This is a genomic window from Alphaproteobacteria bacterium SS10, from assembly GCA_019192455.1.
Lineage (GTDB): Bacteria > Pseudomonadota > Alphaproteobacteria > TMED2 > TMED2 > TMED2.
Genome location: JAHCML010000006.1, coordinates 165,285 through 188,624 on the forward strand (window position 1 = coordinate 165,285; position 23,340 = coordinate 188,624).

A 23,340-nucleotide genomic window follows, 5' to 3' on the forward strand; every position below is an offset into this window, starting at 1 on the left:
AGCGATGTGGGTTGCCAGCAGAGATACCCCGATACGCAGTAGCGAGAACCGGTTATCAGCAAAAACTTATGCTTGGCCGCAAAATATGAAAACTTCGATGGTGTTTTCAGCCACTTAGCAGCCGAGACCGGGACCACCCGAAGAGGTGTCCGACAGGCGGGGAAGCTGCAAGCACTCCAGATTTAAGCGGGAATTGGGCTGATCGGGCGCGAATAAGGGAATGGTGCCCCTGGCCTGACTCGAACAGGCACGTCCGAAGACAATAGATTTTGAATCTACCGCGTCTACCAATTCCGCCACAGGGGCGCACCAAGCCGCGATCAGCAGCGGCATCTTAGGCATTGGCAACACTGGGTCAATCAGAACCTTAAGACAAAGCTGTTGGCAGTTCTGGTTGGCTGTGGCGATTGCTTTGGCTACAAGGGTAATCGTGATCGCCACGGCCTAATCTCACACACAGACAAGATTCATCGCCATGAACCGCCAGGAACGCCGGCGCCAGGAAAAGCTGCGCCAAAAGACCCTGTCTGACCAGGACCTCAAGAACCCGCAAATCATGCTTGAGAAGGGCTTCGCCCACCAGCAAGCGGAAGAGTATGAGGTTGCGACTGAGCTCTACACCCAGGTGCTGGCCATTGATGCTGAGAATGCCGATGCCCATCACATGCTGGGCGCCATTGCCTATGCCCAGGGCCAGCATGAGGTTGCGTTTGAGCGGATCTCTGAGGCACTCAAGATCGATGAGCAGAATGCCGGTTACTGGACCAATCTTGGCAACGCGTTGAAAGAGCTAGACCGGATCGAAGATGCGGTGAAGGCCTATGAGAATGCGCTGGCGGTGAACCCTGAATTCACCGTGGCGGCGTTCAACCTCGGCAACCTCTACCGTGAGACTGACGAGCTGGATAAGGCGATCTTCGCCTACCAGCGCGCGCTAGAAGTTGACGGCGATTACGCTGAGGCATGGCTCAACATCGGTACGGCCTATCAGGCTAAGGGCGATAATGAAGGGGCAGAAACCGCCTATTCCCGCACCGTTGCCCTCGACCCCGAATATCCAGATGCCCACAACAATCTGGGCAATCTGCTGATCGACCTGGGGCGCCATGATGAGGCGGAAGCGGCCATTGATAAGGCCCTGGCCTTGGCACCAGAGTTCCCCGATGCCTTCTTCAACAAGGGCAAGCTAGCCGAAGCTAAAGGCGACAGCGAAGCCGCGAAGATTTCCTATACCAAGGCGGTTGAGCTAGATGCCGATTTCGATGACGCCAAAGAGGCGTTAGCGAAGCTAGGCTAGGCTACTCGGTGGAGCGCTTAAGCGCTGCCTGACGCCAATCATCCAGACCAATCACCCGCTCCATATTGGGGAAGGTGGCCTTAGCTGCTTTTGGCAAGGCGAGGATGTTTGTGTCCGGCATCTGGCCCGGGAAGTGGTTTGTATCGGCCTGGGCAAAGTTCGATGCCTGGAACATATCGGCGAAATGCCACCAGGCCTCATAATCCTCGGCTTCCAAAAACTCGAGCAATTCTCGAATGGGCTCGTAATTGCCGGGGTAAGAGATAAACAGCACCGGCCCCAGCGTGCGGATCAGGTTCACGGCACCTTGCAGCACCGCGAGCTCACCACCGCTGACATCAACTTTGATTAGGCGGCAGCGCTGCAACCCCAGCTGATCGAGCGTGATCACCTGAACTGGCTCACCCTGGTCCGCATCTTCAGGCAGCGTGCCGAAATCCTGCTTCTTCAGGGGGTTCATTAACGGCACGTTTTTGACCCCGGCTTCCGCCCCAACTGCCAACCGGTGATCAAAGACGTTCACCAGGCGGTTTAGGCCGACATTCATCACCAGGGTTTGGTGGTTAAGGCGGGCAGGCTCAAACGCTTGAACGATGCCGCCGCCACGGATCAGTTTACGCGCTAGGGGAATGGTGTAGGCGCCGAGCCCGGCACCAACATCGATGACCAAATCATCCGGCTCCACCAACTCGAGCAACAGTGAAACCTGCGGATCGAACAACTCCCCATATCGGCCGAGGGATACTGCCTGCCGCATATCGGTCAGATAGTAGCCAAAGACGCCTCGACGGCACTGCCTAACCTCAAGGAAGTCCGCCTGGAAGATTGGTTTTTGATCTGTGGCTTTGAAAGACATTCAGCGATCGATGGCTTCTAGCTAGTGGTTTCTAGAATGAAGTGCGGCTACTCAACCCGGATATCGGCGGGGGTCGCACCATTGCAGTAATTCCGCCAGGCGGCAATGTAGGCATCTTCAAGCTGGTGCGTGCGGGCATGCGTATCGAACAATGCCATCGAATGGCGCCGCGCGATTAGGTCATCACGTAGCGCCTGTCTCGCGGCCCCATCATCAATTAGGCCTGTCGCCATATTCAGGAACTCATCTGCATCCTGTGCCACCAATTGGCCAAGCCCTGCGGCGCTAAGCAAGCTTTGTGAGACGCGAGACGCAAAGTGGTTCCCCTGCATGGCTAGAACCGGCAGGCCAGCCCATAGGCAATCACCAGTGGTCGTGTGACCACCATAGGGACGGGTGTCGAGCGCCAGGTCTGCTGCCTGCAGCCGGGTCAAATGCCCATCCCGATCCATGCTGGGCGAGAAGATTAACCGTCCCTCATCGATGCCTGCCTGCACCGCCGCCGCGATCATATTGTCTTTGGCAGCCTGGCTAGCACCAAACATCCAGAGCACCGTCTTCTCACGGGCAGCCAGAATGCGAAGCCACACTTCAAAGACCGGCTGTGTGACCTTGTAGATTGTGTTCGCAACCGCCAATACCAGGCCGTCTTCCGGCAGCCCAAATGCCTTCCGTTCCGGCGTTTCACCAGGCAGTGGCTGGGCGCCGTCATTCATCTGGTACGTATCGGGTAGATAGATCAGGTTCAGGGGGTACTGGCCGCGCGCAGCCTCTGGAACCAGGATCGGATCAACCACCTGATAGTTAATCCATGGGGCCACCATGGGCGCCGCATATCCCAGATAATGGATCTGAACCGGTGCCGGGCGGAGGGCCATGATGTCCTGCCGGTTGAACTCGGTCCAACCCTTCATATCAATCAGCACCTGAATGCCGTCATCACGGATCTGCGCGGCAGCCTCAGCGGAAGAGGCCTGGCTTAAATCGAAAAACCTATCAGCATCCCGCTCTGGGTCTTGCCGATACCGGCTGTCATCCATTGGCGGTAAGGCGTAGGCGGTTACATGCACACGGTCCCGATCATGGGCACCGAACATACCGCGAGCCAATTGCCCGCCAGCCTGCTTACGGAAGTTTGCGGACAGATAGCCGATCCGAAGCGGCCCCTCACCCGCCGCTTTGGCCTTAGGCCAGTCGGTAAATGGTGGCGAGGTCAGTCCCCGTGCAAGCTGCTCGGCGCGCGCCTGCGATAGGGTCGCCAAGAGAGCGTCATCCTCAGTATCCGCCGGGTTGGCTAACCCTTCCAGTAGGGTCAGGCTTTGGCCCTGTTGCCAGCGTTCTGCCATGGCGGTGCGAAGCTGTGCCAACCCAGCCCAATCACAGATGCGCCGGGCCAGGTTCAGCCGGGCCAGCATGATCTCAGGGTTATCAGGCTGAAGCTCAGAAGCGGCGCGGTAGAAGCCATCTGCAGCCGCGTAGTCACCCTGCTGGGCGGCCACAAAACCCCGCCAATAGATGGCATAGGCAAAATCTGGGGCCTGACGCACCGCCTCGGCAAACGCGCTCGCTGCCAAATCTAATTGCCCGGCACCATAGGCCGCAATGCCGTGGTTCAACCGGTAAATTGGCTGCGCTTGATCCAGGGCTATTGCCTGATCAAAAGCCATCATCGCCGCGTCAAAGTTACGAAGCCGAGTTTGCGCCCGACCAAGCTCATGTAATACCGCCGCCCGCTGATTCCCATCCAGGTTGCCACCATCGGCCAACAGCTCAGCGGCAAGCTCGATTGCCTTAATGGCGTCACCGCCGGCAATCAGCTTCTGTAGCGTTAGGTGATGTGGATCTGCGGCCATGGCTTCCGAGATGCAACGATATTGGGTGCTTTTGATCAGCACGGTGATCTGGTCACGGGGCTTGGGCGACTTCGCCCTTGCACAAACACCGCAGGCCGGGCAAGACGCGGTAACCCGATGATGAGCAGAAGGTAGCGGCTGCAAAGCCAGGCAACCAGATCAACCCGCATACCAGTCTGAGGAAGACACTCGATAGGTGCTAGCAACCCTCACCAACCCAATCCGTCGGCTCTATAATTGGAGCCTTGAGGTGGCAGCCCACCGGCATGCCCGTTGGTATCTGGCGGCCGTCTCCTTTGCCGATAGCTCGTTCTTCCCGATCCCGCCGGATGTGATGCTGATCCCGATGGCGCTGGCCGATCGTGCACGTGCCTTCGGTCATGCCGCGATCTGTACCCTCGCCTCAGTCTTAGGTGCCGTTGCGGGTTATGCCATCGGCGCCCTGCTGTTTGAACTGGTGGCCCGCCCAATCCTGGCGCTTTACGGCTATGAAGCCGTGTTTGAGAACTTTGGCGATTACTACCGCGAGTATGGTGCCTGGATTGTCATGGCGGCCGGCTTCACGCCGCTGCCGTTTAAGGTGGTGACCATTGCCTCTGGCACCGTCTACATGAACCTAGCCGTGTTTATCTTGGCAGCCGCCCTATCGCGGGGCGCTCGGTTCTTCTTGGTTGCCGGGTTGCTTTATTGGATTGGCCCACCGATCCGGAATTTCATCGACAAACACCTGCCCTGGCTGTCTCTGCTCGGCTTGGCCTTGCTGATTGGCGGGTTTATGGCGCTTGCCCTGTTGATTTGAATCCCACCTGGTGTCACCCTATTTTTCTAGAGACGTGGTGATGCTGATGCTGAGCCGCATCGAAGTGTTTAGCGGCTAAAGACAGCGCCTAAGACCATGGTGGGAAGCCACAATTTATCATCCGGTGCCATGGGCACCGCCGAGTTTAATGCGATTGCCGGGCCGGAAGCGTTCCGGGCAGGCCCACGCATTACCGGACGGATGGCCGGCGTTGGCGCCTTGATTATTGCCCTGTTCATGCTGGGCTTCGCCCTCATCAGCCAATACGCCTTTGGCCTTCAACCCTGTGAACTCTGCGTTGTTCAGCGCTGGCCTTGGGTTGCCGTGCTGGTGCTGGCCATTGGTGCCATCGCCACCGCCCATCATAAATTTGCCCAGGCTATGCTCTTGCTAACCATCGGCCTCGCCCTGTTCGCCAATACGGCGATTGCTGGCTTTCATGTCGGCGTGGAACAGGGCTGGTGGGCTGGCCTAGCAAGTTGTTCGCCCGCCTTACCAACCGGCGGCTCCATTGAGGAATTGCGCGCGCATTTACTGGCGGCCCCAACCGTGTCATGCGGTGACGTCACCTGGAGCCTGCTCGGCATCTCAATGGCTGGTTACAATATGCTGATCTCTTTTGGCCTGGGTGCGCTGATGGCAATCAAGGCCTGGCAAGTTCAAGGCGAGCCTGTCGATCAGCATTAAGCGTCGATAATCACTTAAGCATTACTCAACATCGGTATCGCGGACGCTTTTCTGGCGGCGGGTCGGCACGCGCCGGAACTGGTCGCGAATGCTCTTGTTGCCCGTGCCACCGGATGTACCGCCGTCACCCACAACCCTTGCAGCACCCGCCTCCCCACCACTGTCACCGCGTGGAACCGGCACCTTGGGTTGTTCGCTAGCTTTCGCCATTCGTGCGATGGCGGCGGCCTGGCGGCGGGCCTCATCGGCATTCGGGATCGGCATACCGGTTGCCTGATCAACATCACCCGAGGGTTTTGCCGCTATGGCTGGCGTGCTGGCAGCTGCGTCTTTCTGCTGGGCCTCAGCACGAGCCGCGCGGCGTTGTGCCCGTTCAGCCCGGCGTTCGGCAAGGGCACTGCGACGATCCTCGGTGGCATCAGCTGGTGCGCCCTCATTGCTAACCGCTGCACGTACGGCAGAACCGGCAGCGCGTACGGCATTGTCCACGCTTCGCCGTGCGCGCCGCCCTGCGCGGGCCCCGCGACGACGGCTTGAGCGCCTCGCATTCTCGTCTTCTTCGGCCGCTTGCTTAGCCGCCTCTTGTTCAGCGATCGCTGCAGCTTCAGCTGCCTTGCGGGCGGCCTCTGTACCAGCAATCGCCCGCAGCTTCGCAGCACGGGCAATCTGTTGCTTCGTTGGTTTAGGTGGAAGCCCCTGGGCCTCACGTTCGGCCGCCTCCGCCGCCTCACGCTCGGCCATCACCAATGGAATCTCACGGCGCAGCCATTCGGTCGCCCGGGGCCACAGCAAATCCTCACTCGCCGAGTTAAAGAAGCCATCATGGCCGATCTCTTCAACACCAGCGCGGAAGGGGGTTAGCGGGATATGAACAGACCGTGCATTTGGATAGCAATCCAGCAGGCCTTCCGCCGCGATTGCGCTGGTCCACTCATCATCACTGAAGCTATAGGCGGTAATCGGCGCCGTTAACGCCTCAAACCCAGGCGTTTTCTCAACGCCATAGGCGCCATCCTCATCCCGCGCCCATTTGGCGATGCGCAGGGCGGCTGCAGCTGGCAAATCCGTGCTGTTGGCCAGCGATCCGCGTGGCAGATAGCCAAAAGTTCGGATGAGCATCGGCAACTTCACACCGTAGCGCCAGTTGCGCCGCATCCGATCCGTTTTTGGCCAGAACAGGTGGTGGTCTAGCCCCGATGCGATGAACAGGTACTCATTCGCCTGATCCGGCTCTTCGGTCAGGCCGACAAGCTGACCACCAAGACCATGGGCGATGACAAAGACCGGCAGTTTGGCGATGTATTGCTGTGCCCAATCAAGGGCCCCAGCCGCATCCAGCTTACCCCATTGGGTGATACTGGCTTCAGCCTCCCTGATCTCACTGGTCAGCGAGCCGCCGATACCGCGGTAGTCATAGGTTAGAACCGCAGCCCCACGGCCAGCCAGATGCTCGGCAAACGGCTCATAAAAGCTGCGCTTAACCCCAGCCTCTGAATTGATAATCACCAGGCATAAGGGCGCGGTCAGGCCAGTTGCCGCCGTTGGCTCATAAAGCGTTGCGGCCAGCGGCAAGCCATCCTTGGCGGTAATCCGCAAGTCCTTGGACAAGAAGTAGGATATCGCGTCTTTGCTGCTCACGCCCGGGGACCAATCAAAGGTGGCAGCCCACCAGTGGGGCTGCATGGAAGTCGCTGAAGACTAGAAGCAAGTTCCGGTCCAACGCCGTATAGGCGAAAGGTAACGGTGACGGTGCCGATTGCAAAGCTTAAGCAAGTTTAACGAAGGGTTCGTTAAATCTCGTCGAGCTCAGAATCCCAATAGAGAAAGTCGCGCCAGCTCTCATGGAGGAAGTTGGGCGGGTAGGACCGGCCATTTTCCTGAAGCTGATAACTGCTCGGCTGAACTGGCTCATTCAACGGCTCCATCCCGCAGACCTTAGGCATTTTATTGCCCTTAGCGAGGTTACAGCGGCCGCAGGAAGTCACCACGTTTTCCCAGCTAGTCTTCCCGCCCTTAGAGCGCGGAATGACGTGGTCAAAGGTCAGCTCTTGGGTCGGAAACTTACCGCCGCAATACTGGCAGATGAACCGGTCGCGCAGGAATACGTTGAAGCGGGTAAAGGCCGGGCGGCGATCGGTTGAGACATAGTCTTTGAGCGAGATAACGCTCGGCAACTGCATCTCAAATGTTGGGGATCGAACAACCGTTTCATACCGGCTGATAATATTAACGCGGTCCAGGAACACCGCCTTGACCGCGTCTTGCCATGACCACAATGACAGTGGGAAGTAACTTAACGGCCTGAAATCGGCGTTAAGGACCAGGGCAGGGCTACCATCAGGCGGTGATACCATCGAGTGGGCATGCACGGTCAATCACTCCCAACTTCTACGCGAAAGACCGTCATACCTCTTTAATATGCCGTAACTTACGCCTCGAAAGAGTTGATGATTAGGTAAGCGATATCGGCCTGGCTGACAACGTAAGGCGCTGCAATCAGGGCATTTTGTCATATGCCCGTCATAAGAACCGGCCAGAACGCGGATTTTCGGCACCAATTTGTGACGTTTGGCCATCCCAGCGAGGGCCAATCCAGCCGCTATTAACAAAAACAGCCCGAATCAGACGATCACCGGCAGGCACCGATAGAACCAGGTGAACAGACCCGCTGACCATCAATCCAAGTAGCGCCAGAAAGGTCAGCATCTCGGAAAATCGCGTCACCAACCTCAGCGCCCGTTAGGTCGGCGTTGGTTAGAATCGCGTCAACAAACCTGGCACCGCGTAGGTCGGCATTGCTGAAGTCACTGCCATTCAGATTGGCCCGGGTAAAGTCAGCGGATTGAAGGCGCGCGTCGCGAAAATCTGCCTGTACAACCTCAGCGCTAATAAACTTGCCGCGATAGATATCAGCCTCGGCAAAGTTGGTTTCACTGACATTGGCACGCTGGAACGTCACATCGCGAAGCTTGGCGCCCTCAAGGTTCAAACCGCGAAGGTCTTGCCCATCAAAATAGCAACGGCGCCAGTTAACGCCGGGTGCCGCCACATCGGTGCAGGCGGCAAGGCTATGCGAGACGGGAACCAGGCTCGTGCTTAGGCCCAAACCCAGCGCGAATGCATTCAAGGCGAAACCAGCGACTAAAGCCCCAGCCTGCAATCGTTGCGTAACAGCCTTATTCAGTCCCCAAAACATCATCCAAACCCATTCAACTCGACTTCACCATCGCCATGGATCGGCCAACGCGCTTAGCCAACGGATCGTCGGCAGCAAGCATTGGTTCGGCGGCGAGATAGCTTAGCAGGGCCTCAGGCATGGGCGCCGAACGCCTGGTCTGCATGTTCACATGAACGAACAGCATTTCAGCGCTGGCGGCCTGATAGCCCTCAGCGTCATTGGTCATCACCATTAAGAGATGGAGACGCTTCCCATCATAGTCCACCAATGATGTGCCGATTTTAAACGGGGCGCCGCCCCGCATCTCCCGATCATAGATAAGGTGCTGTTCAACAGCGAAAAGCGAGTGCTGGTCCTCTTTGACGTAACGCTCACCGACACCCAGGTGATCGAAAACCTGATCTGTCGCCTGATCGAACGCCATGAGGTAGTAAGCCACGTTCAAATGGCCGTTGTAGTCCAGCCACTCGTCTAGAATGAGGCCCCGATGGTCCGGCAGTGTCGACATTGGTGCTAAACAGTCTTTTGTTTGGGTGGACAGGGTGACTAAACCACCGACCAGAACTGGCACAGCATGATCGGATAACGGACGGTTGAAAAGAGCCCCTGAACCAGGCTGCGAAACAGCAGCTTGTGACTAAAACATCACCAAATGGTGCCAATTGGCAACACCCCTCCCGTGCTGCAAAATTCCGCCTCGAAACCGCCATAGCCGCAGCCCCGGTGAGGTGTTAACCATGGGGCTATATGGAAGGCGTGCCCGCGATTAAATCTACCGACAGGCGGCTCTCGCGATCTCTGGCTGAGATGGCAAATAAAGCCAATCCAAATGTCGTTCGCTGACGTACAGTGATGCGAAATTAGGTTGGCGTAAATCCAAGTCGGTGTATTCAATAGCGCTGGGGCGGCAACCTAGAACAAGCATCAAACCCGATAGTGGGATTGATGGTTAAGGTAGTGAAGACCCCCATGCGTTCTGCGTCTGACATTTCAATGTTTTCGAAACTAGGCCTCCAGCTTCGGCAATTTGCCCTGTTGGGCGTTGTTGTTGCCAGCCTTTCCGCCTGCGCCAGCACTGGCAGCGGCGTTGCAGAGGATGGGGTTTACGACCCAATTGAACCGTTCAACCGCGGTGTTTTCGAATTCAACGATGCGGTTGATGAGGTTGCGCTAGAGCCAGCGGCACAGCTCTATCGCGATACCCTGCCACGTGAAATCCGCGTCGGTATCTCGAATGTCCTTCGCAACCTTCGCACCCCAGTGATCTTTGGTAACCAGGTCCTGCAAGGCGACCTTGAAGGCGCCGGCAACGCGCTGGTTCGTTTTGTTACCAACACCCTGGCTGGTCTTGGCGGTCTTTTGGACCCAGCTGGCGAGAATGGTTACGAGTATGAATATGAAGATTTCGGCCAAACCCTAGCAGTTTGGGGCGTTGGTGAGGGCCCGTATCTGGTGCTACCACTGCTTGGCCCATCCAACGTTCGTGACACGGTTGGCTTCATCGTTGACAGCCTAGCCGACCCGATCAGCATCATCGCCGACAACCAGCATGTGGGCGCCGAGTACACAATCGCGTCCAGCGGTGCCTTCGCCATCTCTGAGCGGGCGAAGGCTTTGGCCGCTATCCGCGAGATCAAGGACAGCTCGGTCGATTACTACGCCACCTTGCGGAACCTCTATCAGCAGCGCCGCGATGGCCTGATTGCCGATGGTGCACCCGATATCGACATTCCAAACTTCGATGACATCTCAGACATCGATGATGAGCCGATTGACCCTGCAGAGCAGGCTGCCGCTCTGCCGCCATCCATCATGGGCGGTGCACGGCTTGCTGAGCAGGTCGAGTAAAGCTCAGGCTGGCGGTCGTGCATTGCTCGCTTGCCCCGGCCACACCAACTTTATAGGTATGCAGTCAAAGACGGTACTCACCTAAGCTATGGTGATCCCGAAGAGTGTTTGCCGGGCGCTCGCTGAACGGACACTGACCAGCGGTCGCACATAGATCCAGGAAGATAACTGCCATGAACCGCCGCCAATTTATTGCAGCGCTTACGCTATCAACCGGATTGGTTTCCGTTCTGCCGTCACTTGCCACCGCGCAAAGCAATGAGGCTGCAGAGGCTTTTATCAAGCAGACGGGTGATGAGGTCATCGCCGCCCTAAAGGATGGCTCTGCCAAGGGCGCAAACGCCTCCGGTTGGTTCAGCGATATGCTTGGCCGTACCATGGATATCGAGACCATGGGACGCTTCACCCTGGGCCGCTTTTGGCGTTCAGCCAGCCCAGCCCAACGTAGTGAGTTCCTAGACGCCTTCCGCGACAACCTCGTGGCCGTCTATAGCCGCCGCTTGCAGGAGTATTCCGGCGAAGACTTCCAGATCATCAGCAGCCGCCCACAAAGCAAAGACACGCTGGTCACCACCCGCATCACCTCACCCACCGGTCAGGCAATCGATGCTGATTGGCGCGTGCGCGACCAAGGTGATGGCTCTTACCGCGTGATCGATTTCGTGGTTGGCAATGTCAGCCTGCTAGCCAGCCAGCGCTCTGAATACGCCTCGGTGATCCAACGCAATGGCGGGTCAATCGATGCGCTGATCCAAGCCATCCGCGCCAAAACGGCTGAGGCTGGCTAGGCCATGACAGGCATCACCGACCACCCCGGCGTGGTCCTGGTGAACCCTTTCACCATATTTGACGGCAAGGAAGATGCCTTCCTAGCACTCTGGGATCAGACTGAACCGCTATTCCGGGAGCATCCGGGTTATGGCCGCGCCCGCTTGTTGCGCGCAATTCCCGGTCAGGTCGCCAATCAGAAGGCGCCGTTCACCCATGTGAATATCGCTGAATGGCGAAGTGCCGCCGATTATGAGGAAGCATTACGCCACCCCGACCTTCGCAAGATCGGGGGGCAATATCTCAAGATATCGACGTTTAATCCGGCCCTCTATGAGGTTATCCGGGACATTGCGGCGGATCGCGACTAGCGAAGCTAACTAAGCTTATCGCTCAAGCGGCTTATACTTAAGCCGGGTTGGCGTGTCGGCATCATCGCCGAGGCGACGACGACGATCAGCTTCGTAATCCTCATAGTTCCCTTCAAACCAAACCACCTGGCTGTCGCCCTCATAGGCGAGGATGTGGGTGGCAATACGGTCGAGGAAGAAGCGATCGTGGCTGATGATTACCGCACAACCTGGGAAGCGGGTCAGCGCATCCTCAAGCGCGGACAGGGTCTCGGTGTCCAGATCGTTGGTTGGCTCATCGAGCAGCAGAACATTCGCACCGCTTTTCAGCATCTTCGCCAAGTGAACGCGGTTGCGCTCACCACCGGATAGGACCTCCACCTTCTTCTGCTGGTCACCGCCCTTGAACCCGAAGGTGCCTACATAGGCACGGGACTGCATGGATTTCTTACCCAGTTGGATTTCGTCATGACCGCCTGAGATTTCCTCCCAGACATTCTTCTTGCCATCCAGGCTGTCGCGGCTCTGATCCACATAACCGAGATGCACGGTGTCACCGACTTTGATCTCGCCGCTATCTGGCGTTTCCTGACCGGTGATCATCTTAAACAGGGTGGTTTTACCCGCACCGTTGGGCCCGATAATGCCGACGATACCACCGCGTGGCAGGTTGAAGCTCAGATCCTCAATTAGCATGTGGTTGCCGAAGCCCTTACGGATGTTCTTCGCTTCAATCACATTATCGCCGAGGCGATCTGGCGTGGGGATCAGGATCTGGGCGGTGCCCGGCGCCTGATCATTTGAGGCGTTCATCAACTCCTCATAGGCATTGATACGGGCCTTGGATTTCGCCTGACGGGCCTTTGGCGACTTGCGGATCCACTCAAGCTCAGTGGAGAGGGTGCGCTGACGTGCGGCCTCTTCCCGGGCCTCTTGGGCCAAACGCTTTTGCTTCTTCTCAAGATAGGCGGAGTAGTTGCCCTCATAAGGAATACCGCGACCACGATCGAGCTCAAGAATCCAGCCGGTGACATTGTCGAGGAAGTAACGATCGTGGGTGACCATCACGACGCAGCCTTCATATTCCTGCAGGGTCCGCTCAAGCCAGGCGACGGTTTCGGCATCCAGGTGGTTGGTCGGCTCATCAAGCAGAAGCATGTCAGGCTTAGACAGCAGCAGCTTACAAAGCGCCACGCGGCGACGCTCACCACCAGAGAGTTTGTCGATGGACCAATCGCCGGGCGGGCAGCGAAGCGCGTCCATGGCAATCTCGGCCTTGCGCTCAAGATCCCAAGCATCGGCGGCATCGATCTGCTCTTGCAGCTCGGCCTGACGCTCGATCAGGGCGTTCATCTCATCATCATCGGTGACCTCGCCGAACTTCATGGAGACGTCGTTGAACTCTTTAACCAGCTCAACCAGCTCACCCATGCCATCCAGCACGTTCTCCTGAACGGTCTTCTTCTCGTCGAGCTCAGGTTCCTGGGACAGGTAGCCGACCTTGGCGCCGTCAGCGGCCCAGGCCTCACCATTGAACTCTTTATCGATGCCAGCCATCAGGCGCATCAGGGTCGACTTACCAGCACCGTTCGGGCCCAGCACGCCGATCTTTGCATCGGGGAGGAAGTTGAGATTGATGTTCTCAAGAACCTTCTTGCCACCAGGATACGCCTTGGTGACGCCGGACATGTGATAGACGTATTGATAAGAGGCCATGATTTTCCTGCCCAAGATTACGGTGCGGAATTCGTCTTAACTGGGATAAGGCGCCAAGGAAGCGCGGCGCCGCCGATTAGCTACGCGAAAGGTCCATAGGGATGCAACAACCGAAATGCCGATTTGGCCTGCATTTGGGCATTGTTTCCGCCTTATTCATGGCGATGGTGACACCCGCCCACGCAGCCCCGGCACAAGCGCATGAGGAATGCGCCGTAACCGGCGTTGTTCAAGACGTCAGCGTTAGAACCGTCGAGAGGGATAAAGAGTGGGCGAAATCCTGGGGCATCGCTGGCAGCATCGACTATGTCGATGTGACGATGGCGGTCAGCGAGAGCGTTGAGCAAGGGGCCGGGGGCATCAATAACTGCGCTGATAAGCTGGGCGACCATACCTTCCAGCTCCGCGAAGGTTCCGCCTGGTACTTCCGCCTTAGAAACGATGGCAAATGCCTAAAGGCGATGAGCCAGGTTAGCGGTGATGAGTTCGGCATTGGCGACTACCTCTATGATATCGAGGTTCTGGAAGACGATGCCTGCGGCACCGTCGGCAACTAACCCCTGAGGGAGGTTAGAAGAACTGACCAGCTTTTAACGTCCCGTGCCTTCAGATCCTCAACCAAGTGTCCGTAAAGCTTGGCCGTGACCAGGGCATCCCCCAGCGCACTGTGCCGACCAAACACATCGATCTGATAGTCCGCTGCCGCATCATCCAGGGCAGGCACACCAGCACCGCCATGAACCAGTTGGTGGAGGGCGGCCGTATCCAGCGATGGCGGCCGTGTCCAGCTAAGCCCAGCCAGGCGTAACTCCCGCTCAATGATCGCGATGTCGAAACCAATATGGTGGCCGACCAAGATCGTGTTCTCAAAACGTGGCGCCAATAGCGGCCAGATATCAGCAAAGACCGGCGCATCCACCACCAACGCATCGGTGATGCCGTGGACGCTGGCCGCCAGTGATGGGATCGGCTGTCCCGGGTTCACCACCAGATCAATGGCTGATTGGGGATAGGGCTCAGTGCCGTGCAGGCGGATGGCGCCGACCGACACCATGCGGTCGCTAGCTGTGTTTAGTCCCGTCGTCTCACAATCGAGGACCAGGATTGGTAGCTCACCAAGCGGCGTGTCATCGGTAACCGCGACAGCAACTGGGGTTGCATCATGCAGATGCATATCGTGCTCGACGGCGCCTGCCCCCCCCTGTGGCTCCGCATCGGCAGGGCCGGGTAGCACCAGGATATAGCCCCCATCGGTCAGGGCGGTTGCCCGCATATTGGCAACGCTGCCGTCGCTGATGCCGACATCGCAGGCCACCGTACTGCCGGTATCCTTGGCCGCCTTCTCTAACAACGGCATTAGGCTCGCCTGCTGTAACAGGACGAACACCGACGCGCCAAGATGCAGACGCTCATCACCAAAACGGGCTAGGGCGGAATGATTGAACAGGCTGACCACACCGGTTGCGGTCACAACCAACAATGCATCATCCAGCGTCGCCAGGATGGCGTTCAGCCGTTCCTCAACCGCCGTGCGGGCGGCATGTCCCTTGGCACCCAAATCACCAACGGCGTCAGCTAGGCGGATCAATTCATCGGTCTGCCCTGGTTTTGCCGACCAGCTGGGCGGCATCTTGCGCAGGCCAGAGGCCGCGACCATCACATCGCCACGCAAACGCTCAATATCGTTGAACAGGCTGTTGGTCAGAACCAGGGCGGCCGCCAGCAACAGCAAGGCCGCCATGGTGAAGGCACCACCGGCAAGCCAGACCCAGCCCGGCGGGTCGTAACGCATAAGAATGGTGCCGACGATCACCACGCCCAGAACGACACTAAGTCCAATTCCAGCGATCAGCCCCCGAAAGGCGCGACGTTGATTGGCGGGCATGGGTTAGAAACCATTGGCTATCGACAGCATTCGGCTGCCTGACACAACCCAATGAGTATGTCGCGATCTGCCCATTAGAAAAGCCGCAAATGCAGTGATGACATTGATCAGCGGGCCCCGCTTAAGAAAGGCGCCATGTGGATCGTTTTCATAAACTGCGAAATCCACGGCCAAAATCACCGCCCAAAACCGGCGAAATTGGATGAGATAGTCAATACGCGACACCATCAACCAGACTGTCTACTTTTCAGAAATAATTAGCAAAATCAAAGCGCTAATTAACCCGTGACATAAAAGTGAAACAGTTTTCTCTTCGCACTTTCTAGGCGGCCCTTATCCTAGCGTCATGGCAGCCCTGCGTTTTCGGTATGTGGATAACGAGGCCGCAGGGGAAACCGCCATCTCAACACGATGTCTGAAGACAAAACTGACTTTTAGGTTGCTATGGGATTGCCCCAGCAAAAATCGACAATGGCGAACCACTCATCCGTTCCAGTGGTCGACGCCGTGATGAATGCCGAAGATGAATTGGCACTGATCACGGCTGAGCTTGAGCTGACCCACCTGACCTCCGTCAGCTACCGGCGCCGCGACGGCAGCCTAATCGGCCACCAGGCCGATGGCGGCACCCGCGACCTCGGTCGTCTCGCCAAGCCAATGGTTGGCCGCCTTCAGGCACAGACCACCGTTCTGCTGGTTGTTCAGCAGGGTCAGCAGCTCAAAGAGCGCGTGCTGCCCCTGACCCGAATGCCCTGACACACCCAAGACAAAGACAACAAGAACCGCCGCCCAAGGCGCGATCAAACCGCTAGGTACTCGCTATGATGAAACATTCTGACCTGCCAAAGCTTCCTGAGGCATTCGCCCGCTTCCTAGGCCGTGGCGGCCTCACTGGCGCCCCAACCGATGGCAGCAAAGAAGCGCCAAAGCGCCGCCCATTCGGCAACGCCATCCGCGCCCTTGGCTTGGTTGGTGTCGCAGCACTCGCGCTGACCATTCCTGGCACGACCAACAACGGCGCTGCCGCAGCGCATACCGCCGGCCCGAACGCCGCCGCCGTTCAGGAAGAGAAATCACGCCTGCAGCAGCATCTCGACCGAGGTGTTGAGATGACCTGGTTCCATTCCTCCGTCCGGCCGATGTCGACGGTTATGTATTTCGACCGCAATCGCCTAACCATGTCGGTTGAGCGTCATGGCGGCATTGATACGCCACCAGAGGCGGAAGGTGTGTTGCCGTTCAGCGCATTCATGCAGATCAAGAGCATGCAAATCCGGATGGAGATCAACAACACCGTCCGGACCGCAACCGGCATGCTGGAACAACTGCCCGACTGGGACGGTCCAGATGCCAACCCGCATTACGACACGTTGCGAGAGTTGGTCGGCAAGTTCAAAGGCCAAATCCCAAGTGAGCCACGCCCCATCAAGGATGTGGTTAAGGATGCGGAGTTCCTGCTCAACCAGGCGATGATCTTGGCCGAGTTCAATGATGTTGATTTCGATGGCCCGGCGACCCAGGTCCAAATGACCAAGATCAAGGAAACCCAGATCGATGCCTTGATCATGGATATGGCGATCAATGCCCGCGCCCGCCTTGAGCAACAAGACGCCCAAGAGAGCCTGGAGTTCCTGCGCCAGCTTCGTCCGCCAGAGCAGCCTAAAAAGGACCCGAATGAAGGGATGCTGGTGAACAATGACGGCGAAGTCATGATGCCGAGCATGCGCTTACAGCGCGTGGATATGCGCCCAATCTAACCGGGCCTACCCACCCCCGCCGGGGATTGGTATCCAAACCAGCTGAAGCCATGGGTGGTTCACCCAAATCATCCAGTTGTGATTACCAAACTGGGCGATATAGACCTGCGCAATCACACCAAACCAGGCGGCCAGCACACCGGCGCCCAGAATGATCCGCTGAACCCTGCCACTGAAGCGAACCAGCATGCGCCACCACCAACGGGTCGGCGCCGGTATTGGTTCTGGCTTAATACTCAGGGTATTCAGGATCCGCCGCTCCTCAGGCCGCAACTCCTCGATAGAAAAGACACCCCTTGCCAAACCATCCATCAAGCTGGCGGCATAGAACCGGGCGGCCAACTGCTTCAGGACTATCCCGACCAACAACAGATAGATTAGGGCTGCCCAGGCAAACTGCCGGGCAAACTCGGCCAGCTGCTCGGGCGTAAACTCATCAAAGCCTGCAACGCTGTCGGGAAAGAAAAACGGCGCAAAACGTAGGGCGCTATATCCGGCGCCAGCGGCCACCGCGATCAATGCAATCACAACGGTAAGCCAAGGGCGCTGCGTCATCAGCCGCCAGTTTAGGTGCCAGTCATAACAGCTGCGCCAGCCGGCCACCGATTGCCGCCCGATGGAAAAGCTGAAATAGGCGGCCATAGGCACAAACCAGGCAATACCGATCAGGGCAACGGTGGGCCCAACCCAGGCCTGCTCATATCCCTTATTGAATGAGTTCTCCCAACCACCCCACCAGGAGAACAGCATCAGTATCTGTCCCGGGAGTAAGAGGACCCACGCATTGAAGGTGGCGCCTAAACCAGCGGCAAGGTTCTGCCGCAGGGCGCCCGTTAGTTTCCGAAACCACTTGGCGATACCGCTGCCAAGCTCGGACCGTGGGCGCTCATCAATCAACCAGCTGGGTGGTCGCCCGGCCCGCCAGCCCGGCACCATATCCATCACCGCCTTGGCCTGATCGGCAGCAGGCAATGGCGACAAACCAGCCCAGAGCCAGATCGCACGGTGCCTCGCCCAGCGCAGTAACCAACCGGCGATCAACAGACTGCCGAGCGGGTGCAGGCAAAGCAGCGCGCCAACAACCATGCGCACAATGAATTCGATAAGCCGCCGCATAAACCCAGGCGCACGCAACCTGGCATCTGGCTTACGCACCGTCGACCGATCGACCGGCAGATCATCGCCTGATATCACCGCATCCGTTGTCAAAACGCGGCCTCCAGCACCCGGCCTTCAGACAAGTTGGTCTGGAAACCCATCAACTGGCCCACCGTGTTGGCGACATCAATCTGCTGAACCGGCGTATCGACAATCTGACCGGCGCGAATGCCTGGCCCCACCAACAGCCCCCAGATTTCGAACGAACTCTTGCTCTTGAAGTGGTGCTGATAGGGAACCGACATGAGGTCATTACTGTCCCGACCACAATCCGGAACGATGACCAAGACCGTATTGGCCCGATACTCCGGATCGGCATTGATTGCGGTTACCAGTTCCTCCAGCCCCTGATCGATCACCGTAATGCCGCGGGTATAGTGGCTGGAGTTACCCCAGTGGACGTAATCGGGATCCTGATAGTTGATCATCATCAGCTTCGGTCGCAGCTGCCGCATGGCGCGGATGGCAAGCTCAGTCAAAAGCCGGTCGCCACGCGGGTTTTTGAACCCATCCTCCCCGTAATGCTTGCGCCATTCTGACCAGAATTGGTTGAGGCGCTCGGTGCCGATCTGTTCGTTGACGCCGCGATAATCGAAGCTCTCCATCTCCTCGAGCTCTTTGGCAATCACCTCCCGCTCCTCAACCGGTAAATCACCGGCCAGCTTCTGCCGGGCGAGCCAGCGCTTATAGCGGTAGAGGCTAACCGTCTCGGCCCGATAATCGAGGCCGTACTGGAAGTGCTTACTGAAGGTGTAGAACTCTTCCTGCTTGCGGTCCTCACCGTTGATGATCAGCGCCTCATCCGGCTGGATCGCGAAAGTGCCACGCAGATACTCAAACAAGGTTGGGACCTGGGATTCATAGCGAAGACCGAATGAGCGACCCTCGATATCCTTATATTCCTCATACTTACCGGTGAGGATGTAGAGCGTACCCTCCCCATGGCTGGGGACCGCACCCTCCTCCTCCGCCATTGTCATGTTGGTGAATAGGGTACCGGCGGGTGCCAGGACATGACGCAGATAAGGGGCGTAGGTGTGATCTGGGTCGATCGTCTCTCGCCGCCTGACCCCACCACCGAAGCGAACGATGATCACATTGGGCCCGGCATAGGGTGCGAGGATTGCTGGGCTGTTCTGTGCGAAGACTTGGCCAGCGGGCGCATAAGCAGCGCCAAGAGCGGCGGCCCCCATGCCCAAAAAGCGCCTGCGATATAACTCTGAAGGGGCGTCAGGTGGTGACTCTGGCGGTGTTTTGTCCATGGTGCGCCCCGCTTTGTTTTATCGTTAGAACAAAAGCTTAGCGGATCAACACAACCATCGCCAACCCACCATCAGCAACACACGGTTGGATCATGCCTCTCCCTGCGCGCCCCGCGACTTCCCAAGGCGTTGCGCGAGGAGCAGGCTCTTAACCGGGGGATGGGCGTTGCAACCGATTGGTGCAGTGTGATGACGTTTAAAGACCATTTCTCAACCCAGGCCGCCACCTATGCTGCGGCCAGGCCTCGCTACCCCGACGGGCTGTTCGCCTATCTGGCTGATGCCTCGCCAGCACGGGATGCCGTGCTTGATGTCGCCACCGGCAATGGGCAGGCCGCACTCTCCCTTGCCAAGCACTTCCGACAAGTGACCGGCATCGACGGCTCCCAAAACCAGATCGACAACGCGACACCGGCTGAGAACGTGCATTATGAATGCGCAAAGGCTGACGCCCTGCCGCTGCCGGATGAGAGTGTTGATCTAGTCACCGTCGCCCAGGCGCTGCATTGGTTCCCACTAGAGGAGTTCTACGCCGAGGCACGACGTGTGTTGCGGCCGAAAGGGCTGATCGCGGCTATCACCTACAACACGCCGAGGTTCGACAGCCCGGATATCAATGATGCGGTCGATATCCTTTATGAGGATATTCTGGGCCCTTACTGGCCACCGGAGCGGCGACACGTTGAAGCTGGCTACACCGATCTGCCCTTCCCCTTTGACCCGATCACAGTGCCGGACTTTGAGATGACCACCCAGTGGTCCTTGGAGATGCTGACCGAGTATGTAAACAGCTGGTCAGCCACCAACATCTATAAGCGTGAAACCGGGATCGACCCGGTTCCAGATGCCATGCCAAAGATTAAGGAAGTGTGGGGATCACCGGATCGCATCAGGCTGGTTCGGTTCCCGTTAAGCGTGATTGCTGGCCGCGCCTAATCGGCGAACTCTCGATCCTTGAGCTTCAGCAGACGGTCAACAACATCCGTCTCCTTATGCCCGGTCATAAGCATGTGAACATTCTCAAGGTTCGCGACCCAGCGGAAGCTTTGAATATCGCTGTTAATCGGGCGGTCAAAGATTTCGCGGATCTCTGTCGCCGCCTTCATCCACTCTTTCGGGCAATGCTCGTCTTCTGGGCGATACCAGAGCGAAATCACATGCTGCAGCGCCTTCACCTCAGCGCGGTAATGCTCATGGATCTCGTTATAAGAGCCCTGGGCATCATCACGTTCACCGGCCAGAACCTGGGCAACCGTTCGACCAGCCAAGCCACCGAACGAGACACACAGCGTGACACCCTGTGACAGCAGCGGGTCGAGGAAACGGGCGGCATCGCCAACCGCAATCCAATTAGCACCGGAGGTCACCGTACTCTCATAAGAGTAGTCAGGGTGCCGGTAATGGTGGTCCGGGTCCTGCGGATTGCCGAGGTAGTCGACCACATTAGCCTGATCAAATTTGAACAGCTTCGCTTCAGGCATGTCGTTCAAGCGCTTGAAGAAGCCACCTTCCCATTCATCAGACACAATCCCGACCGAGATCAGGTCGTCCTTCAGCCTGGCAATCCAGGCCCAGCCACGGCCGAATGAGATGATGTTCGATCCTTCTTTATAGAAGCCGAGCTTCTCCGCCTCCTCGTACTCAATCTTACTGAAGTAGGTGTAGCGGGAAGACATGGCCCGAATGCTAAGCGGGACACGTTTGCCAATCTTCTTAGGAATGATCGCGGCCTGGCCACTGGCATCAACCACCTGCGCTGGGCGGATCTTTTCCTCGGTGCCATCGGGATGCTCTAGGGACGCGCCCATGACCATGGTGTGCTCACCCTGGCTAGCGATCCGCAGATCCTTAACCTTCGCTGGAATGAACTTGGCACCACGCTTGATAGCGATATCGAGAAGGGTTCGGTCAAACTCATGGCGCGGCACCATCATGGTGTACCAATCACCATCTTCGGCGACCAACTCCTCGGGATAGTCACCGCGATCCACATCGGCAACCCACGGATCTGAGTTGTGAACCCGCCAGGGGGAACGATCTTTGCCATGAACAAAGGTGAAGCCAAATTTGCGGCCCCAGCCATGACGCTCTTGGGCTGCCTTGATCTCTGGAACCAGATCAAAGCGGTCGAGCTCCATCATGGTATTGGTCAGTAGAATTTCGCCGATACGATGTCGTTCACCCGGATCTTTATCGACAATCACAACCCGCAGCTCCGGGTTCTCTTTAAGCGCCCCAATCGCGGCCATACAGCCGGCAGGCCCAGCACCAATCACCAGAACATCGACAGAATTCATCAGGTCTTGCCCCCAAAAACATCGAACCCCACGGCAATGTCTGATCGCCTAAAGCGTTCAAAATCAAAACCGTATAGGTCAGCAAAATACTGCAATTCAGTAATCTGTGCCATCGCGGACCAAGCTCAACCCCGCGCCAAATGTCGCTCTTGCCTGCCAACAACGCGATCCGGGCGTGACCTACGGCAAATTGACCGGCGTCTCCCGCTGCGCGCCAAAACAGTTAAATATATGGATTTATTGCGAAATTCTGACAGACTAGGTTGGACAAACACCCTTTAGGATAGCGATTGTGCGGATCAGTATCGGCACAGAGTTGCCCAATTGGTGGATATGCTCAAAAATACGCTATCTCGATGGGAAGCAGGGATTTTGATGGATTGGGATGCTTGATCGGGCAGTAAATACAGGGCCAACAGGCAGCAACGGACCGCCGGGGGTCAATGGTTCGTCTGAGCTGTTGGACACCCTGATCATCAATCTGGATTATGTTGGCAGCTGCGCCGGCAGCTGTCCCGTCTGCGCGTTGAGTGCCATTGAGCGCAAGCGGCAGCAGGCCTTCCTAAACCTTGATCAGATCGAACACGCGCTGGATGAGGCAGCGGCCCAAGGTGCCACCCAGGCCGAAAACCTGGTTCTCGGCATTGGCCGGGGAAATGTGCTCGACCTTGGCCCAGACACTGCTGACCGCCTGAATGAAATCGCCCATGCAGCGAGCGATCGGTTCCAGTTCAATCATGGCCTGGCGGAGATTGCGACCTCTGTGATGGGCCGCCTCTCAGACCAGATTGAGAGCGCCACCCGTATTCATGAACAGATGACCAGCGCCAGCCACGGTATTGATCCACGCTTTGTCGTGGTTGCCAACGCGGCCAACACCTCGGCGAAGTATTGGGAACATCTCTGTTCATTTATCGACCATATGAGTGGGCTGCGCGGGCACGGTGATGGGTCAGGCAATATCTTGCTGATCAACTTATCGCTTGGCGATCTGCCGCCAGTTGAACAGTTGCTCGAGTTCGTCGGCCACTACCGCTTTCCGGTCAATGTCACCTGGGCCCCACCAATTGATCCCGTGGGCAATGAGCCCGCACGCTATGAGGCGTTAGAGGAATGGTTGTTGAAATGGTACGCCGCCTCAGTCAGCAACGGGATGGATAGCAGCCTGGTTCAGCGAACTAAGGAGGCCATGTTTAGCAACAGCCTCGATATGGGTGACCTAAGGGCGCAAATTGATGGCCATGGCAATATGCTGCTGGTCGTCGATAACACCGGTGACCTGCATTACGGCTTCTCCTCCGTCAGTGCCGATATGGACCCCGTGCGATTTGCCAGCGGCGCCAGCCAAGGTGTTCAGCAACCGGCAAATGGCGAGAACCAGCGCATGGTGAAAACCCCAGCGCATGAGCTGGCAAAGCTGGTGCGCTGGCGGACCTGCCGGGCCTGCCCATATCTTGCCGCCTGTGTTGTGTCCGGTGGCTATAAGTCTGGCCTTCTGACAATTGACCGGTTGCTAGAGAATGAGGCACCGGTGACAGCGGATGTTTGCCCATCCGGCCTGCGCAGTGTTTTCCGGCATCATGATGAGCATGTGCTTGGCGATCATGATCAGGACATGTCGGGCTAAGC

General features: G+C 57.5%; 22 protein-coding genes and 1 tRNA gene. 11 read left to right on the forward strand and 12 right to left on the reverse strand.

The features are described 5' to 3' along the window. Positions 1–221: 221 nt before the first annotated feature. Positions 222–306 (reverse strand) — tRNA-Leu (locus KI792_10820). Positions 307–475: 169 nt separating this feature from the next. Between KI792_10820 and KI792_10825 the strand changes: the two genes are divergently transcribed. Next, positions 476–1,297: a tetratricopeptide repeat protein gene (locus KI792_10825; protein MBV6633508.1), complete on the forward strand. Its 822-nt coding sequence runs from the start codon at positions 476–478 to the stop codon at positions 1,295–1,297. A gap of 1 nt (position 1,298) precedes the next feature. On the opposite strand, the gene KI792_10830 is transcribed toward KI792_10825, so the two are convergent. Continuing rightward, positions 1,299–2,153: an FkbM family methyltransferase gene (locus KI792_10830; GenBank protein ID MBV6633509.1), complete on the reverse strand. Its 855-nt coding sequence runs from the start codon at positions 2,151–2,153 to the stop codon at positions 1,299–1,301. Positions 2,154–2,200: 47 nt separating this feature from the next. Continuing rightward, a complete protein-coding gene (locus tag KI792_10835; GenBank protein MBV6633510.1) occupies positions 2,201–4,006 on the reverse strand; it encodes a hypothetical protein in 1,806 nt (601 codons plus the stop codon). Positions 4,007–4,202: 196 nt separating this feature from the next. Here KI792_10835 and KI792_10840 point away from each other — a divergent pair, with 196 nt between their 5' ends. Together KI792_10840 and KI792_10845 are read left to right on the forward strand one after the other, a co-directional pair. Next, complete coding sequence (locus KI792_10840; protein ID MBV6633511.1) at positions 4,203–4,805, forward strand: DedA family protein; 603 nt, start codon at positions 4,203–4,205, stop codon at positions 4,803–4,805. A 129-nt stretch (positions 4,806–4,934) separates the two neighbouring features. After that, on the forward strand, positions 4,935–5,492 hold the full coding sequence (locus KI792_10845) for a disulfide bond formation protein B (protein ID MBV6633512.1): 558 nt from the start codon (positions 4,935–4,937) through the stop codon (positions 5,490–5,492). A 21-nt stretch (positions 5,493–5,513) separates the two neighbouring features. Here the strand turns inward: KI792_10845 and KI792_10850 are convergent, their stop codons facing one another. From KI792_10850 to KI792_10865, 4 genes are all read right to left on the reverse strand, one after another. Further along, the gene (locus tag KI792_10850) at positions 5,514–7,130 is read right to left on the reverse strand and encodes an alpha/beta hydrolase (protein MBV6633513.1); all 1,617 of its coding nucleotides are present in this window, start codon (positions 7,128–7,130) and stop codon (positions 5,514–5,516) included. Between the two features lie 152 nt (positions 7,131–7,282). Continuing rightward, complete coding sequence (locus KI792_10855) at positions 7,283–7,846, reverse strand: HNH endonuclease (protein ID MBV6633514.1); 564 nt, start codon at positions 7,844–7,846, stop codon at positions 7,283–7,285. Between the two features lie 275 nt (positions 7,847–8,121). After that, positions 8,122–8,688, reverse strand: coding sequence for a pentapeptide repeat-containing protein (locus KI792_10860; protein ID MBV6633515.1), 567 nt, complete (start codon positions 8,686–8,688; stop codon positions 8,122–8,124). Between the two features lie 13 nt (positions 8,689–8,701). After that, positions 8,702–9,178: a thioesterase family protein gene (locus KI792_10865; protein ID MBV6633516.1), complete on the reverse strand. Its 477-nt coding sequence runs from the start codon at positions 9,176–9,178 to the stop codon at positions 8,702–8,704. A gap of 485 nt (positions 9,179–9,663) precedes the next feature. Between KI792_10865 and KI792_10870 the strand changes: the two genes are divergently transcribed. The 3 genes from KI792_10870 (at position 9,664) to KI792_10880 (ending at position 11,657) form a co-directional block, all read left to right on the forward strand. Next, complete coding sequence (locus tag KI792_10870) at positions 9,664–10,518, forward strand: VacJ family lipoprotein (protein ID MBV6633517.1); 855 nt, start codon at positions 9,664–9,666, stop codon at positions 10,516–10,518. 173 nt (positions 10,519–10,691) lie between these two features. Then, positions 10,692–11,306, forward strand: a complete 615-nt coding sequence (locus KI792_10875; GenBank protein MBV6633518.1) for an ABC transporter substrate-binding protein — start codon at positions 10,692–10,694, stop codon at positions 11,304–11,306. A gap of 3 nt (positions 11,307–11,309) precedes the next feature. Next, complete coding sequence (locus KI792_10880) at positions 11,310–11,657, forward strand: antibiotic biosynthesis monooxygenase (GenBank protein ID MBV6633519.1); 348 nt, start codon at positions 11,310–11,312, stop codon at positions 11,655–11,657. Positions 11,658–11,672: 15 nt separating this feature from the next. On the opposite strand, the gene ettA is transcribed toward KI792_10880, so the two are convergent. After that, positions 11,673–13,352 (reverse strand): energy-dependent translational throttle protein EttA, encoded by a 1,680-nt coding sequence (gene ettA, locus KI792_10885; protein MBV6633520.1) that lies wholly within the window; start codon positions 13,350–13,352, stop codon positions 11,673–11,675. Positions 13,353–13,453: 101 nt separating this feature from the next. On the opposite strand from ettA, the gene KI792_10890 reads away from it, so the two are divergent. Then, on the forward strand, positions 13,454–13,909 hold the full coding sequence (locus tag KI792_10890; protein ID MBV6633521.1) for a hypothetical protein: 456 nt from the start codon (positions 13,454–13,456) through the stop codon (positions 13,907–13,909). Here the strand turns inward: KI792_10890 and KI792_10895 are convergent. Then, positions 13,906–15,237 (reverse strand): 3'-5' exonuclease, encoded by a 1,332-nt coding sequence (locus KI792_10895; protein MBV6633522.1) that lies wholly within the window; start codon positions 15,235–15,237, stop codon positions 13,906–13,908. The genes KI792_10890 and KI792_10895 overlap by 4 nt on opposite strands. Before the next feature lie 471 nt (positions 15,238–15,708). Here KI792_10895 and KI792_10900 point away from each other — a divergent pair, with 471 nt between their 5' ends. Both KI792_10900 and KI792_10905 read left to right on the forward strand, forming a co-directional pair. After that, a complete protein-coding gene (locus KI792_10900) occupies positions 15,709–15,993 on the forward strand; it encodes a hypothetical protein (protein ID MBV6633523.1) in 285 nt (94 codons plus the stop codon). Positions 15,994–16,061: 68 nt separating this feature from the next. Further along, positions 16,062–16,994, forward strand: coding sequence for a hypothetical protein (locus tag KI792_10905; protein ID MBV6633524.1), 933 nt, complete (start codon positions 16,062–16,064; stop codon positions 16,992–16,994). A 6-nt stretch (positions 16,995–17,000) separates the two neighbouring features. On the opposite strand, the gene KI792_10910 is transcribed toward KI792_10905, so the two are convergent. Both KI792_10910 and KI792_10915 read right to left on the reverse strand, forming a co-directional pair. Beyond that, positions 17,001–18,203, reverse strand: coding sequence for a hypothetical protein (locus tag KI792_10910; GenBank protein MBV6633525.1), 1,203 nt, complete (start codon positions 18,201–18,203; stop codon positions 17,001–17,003). Then, on the reverse strand, positions 18,200–19,414 hold the full coding sequence (locus KI792_10915; protein ID MBV6633526.1) for a hypothetical protein: 1,215 nt from the start codon (positions 19,412–19,414) through the stop codon (positions 18,200–18,202). The genes KI792_10910 and KI792_10915 overlap by 4 nt, the downstream gene beginning before the upstream one ends. 189 nt (positions 19,415–19,603) lie before the next feature. Here KI792_10915 and KI792_10920 point away from each other — a divergent pair, with 189 nt between their 5' ends. Further along, positions 19,604–20,350: a class I SAM-dependent methyltransferase gene (locus KI792_10920; protein MBV6633527.1), complete on the forward strand. Its 747-nt coding sequence runs from the start codon at positions 19,604–19,606 to the stop codon at positions 20,348–20,350. Here KI792_10920 and KI792_10925 read toward each other — a convergent pair. Further along, positions 20,347–21,711 carry a tryptophan 7-halogenase gene (locus KI792_10925; GenBank protein MBV6633528.1) on the reverse strand — a complete coding sequence of 455 codons (1,365 nt, stop codon included), beginning with the start codon at positions 21,709–21,711 and terminating at the stop codon, positions 20,347–20,349. The genes KI792_10920 and KI792_10925 overlap by 4 nt on opposite strands. A gap of 385 nt (positions 21,712–22,096) precedes the next feature. Here KI792_10925 and KI792_10930 point away from each other — a divergent pair, with 385 nt between their 5' ends. Next, positions 22,097–23,338, forward strand: a complete 1,242-nt coding sequence (locus KI792_10930) for a hypothetical protein (protein MBV6633529.1) — start codon at positions 22,097–22,099, stop codon at positions 23,336–23,338. The last annotated feature ends 2 nt before the right edge of the window (positions 23,339–23,340 follow it).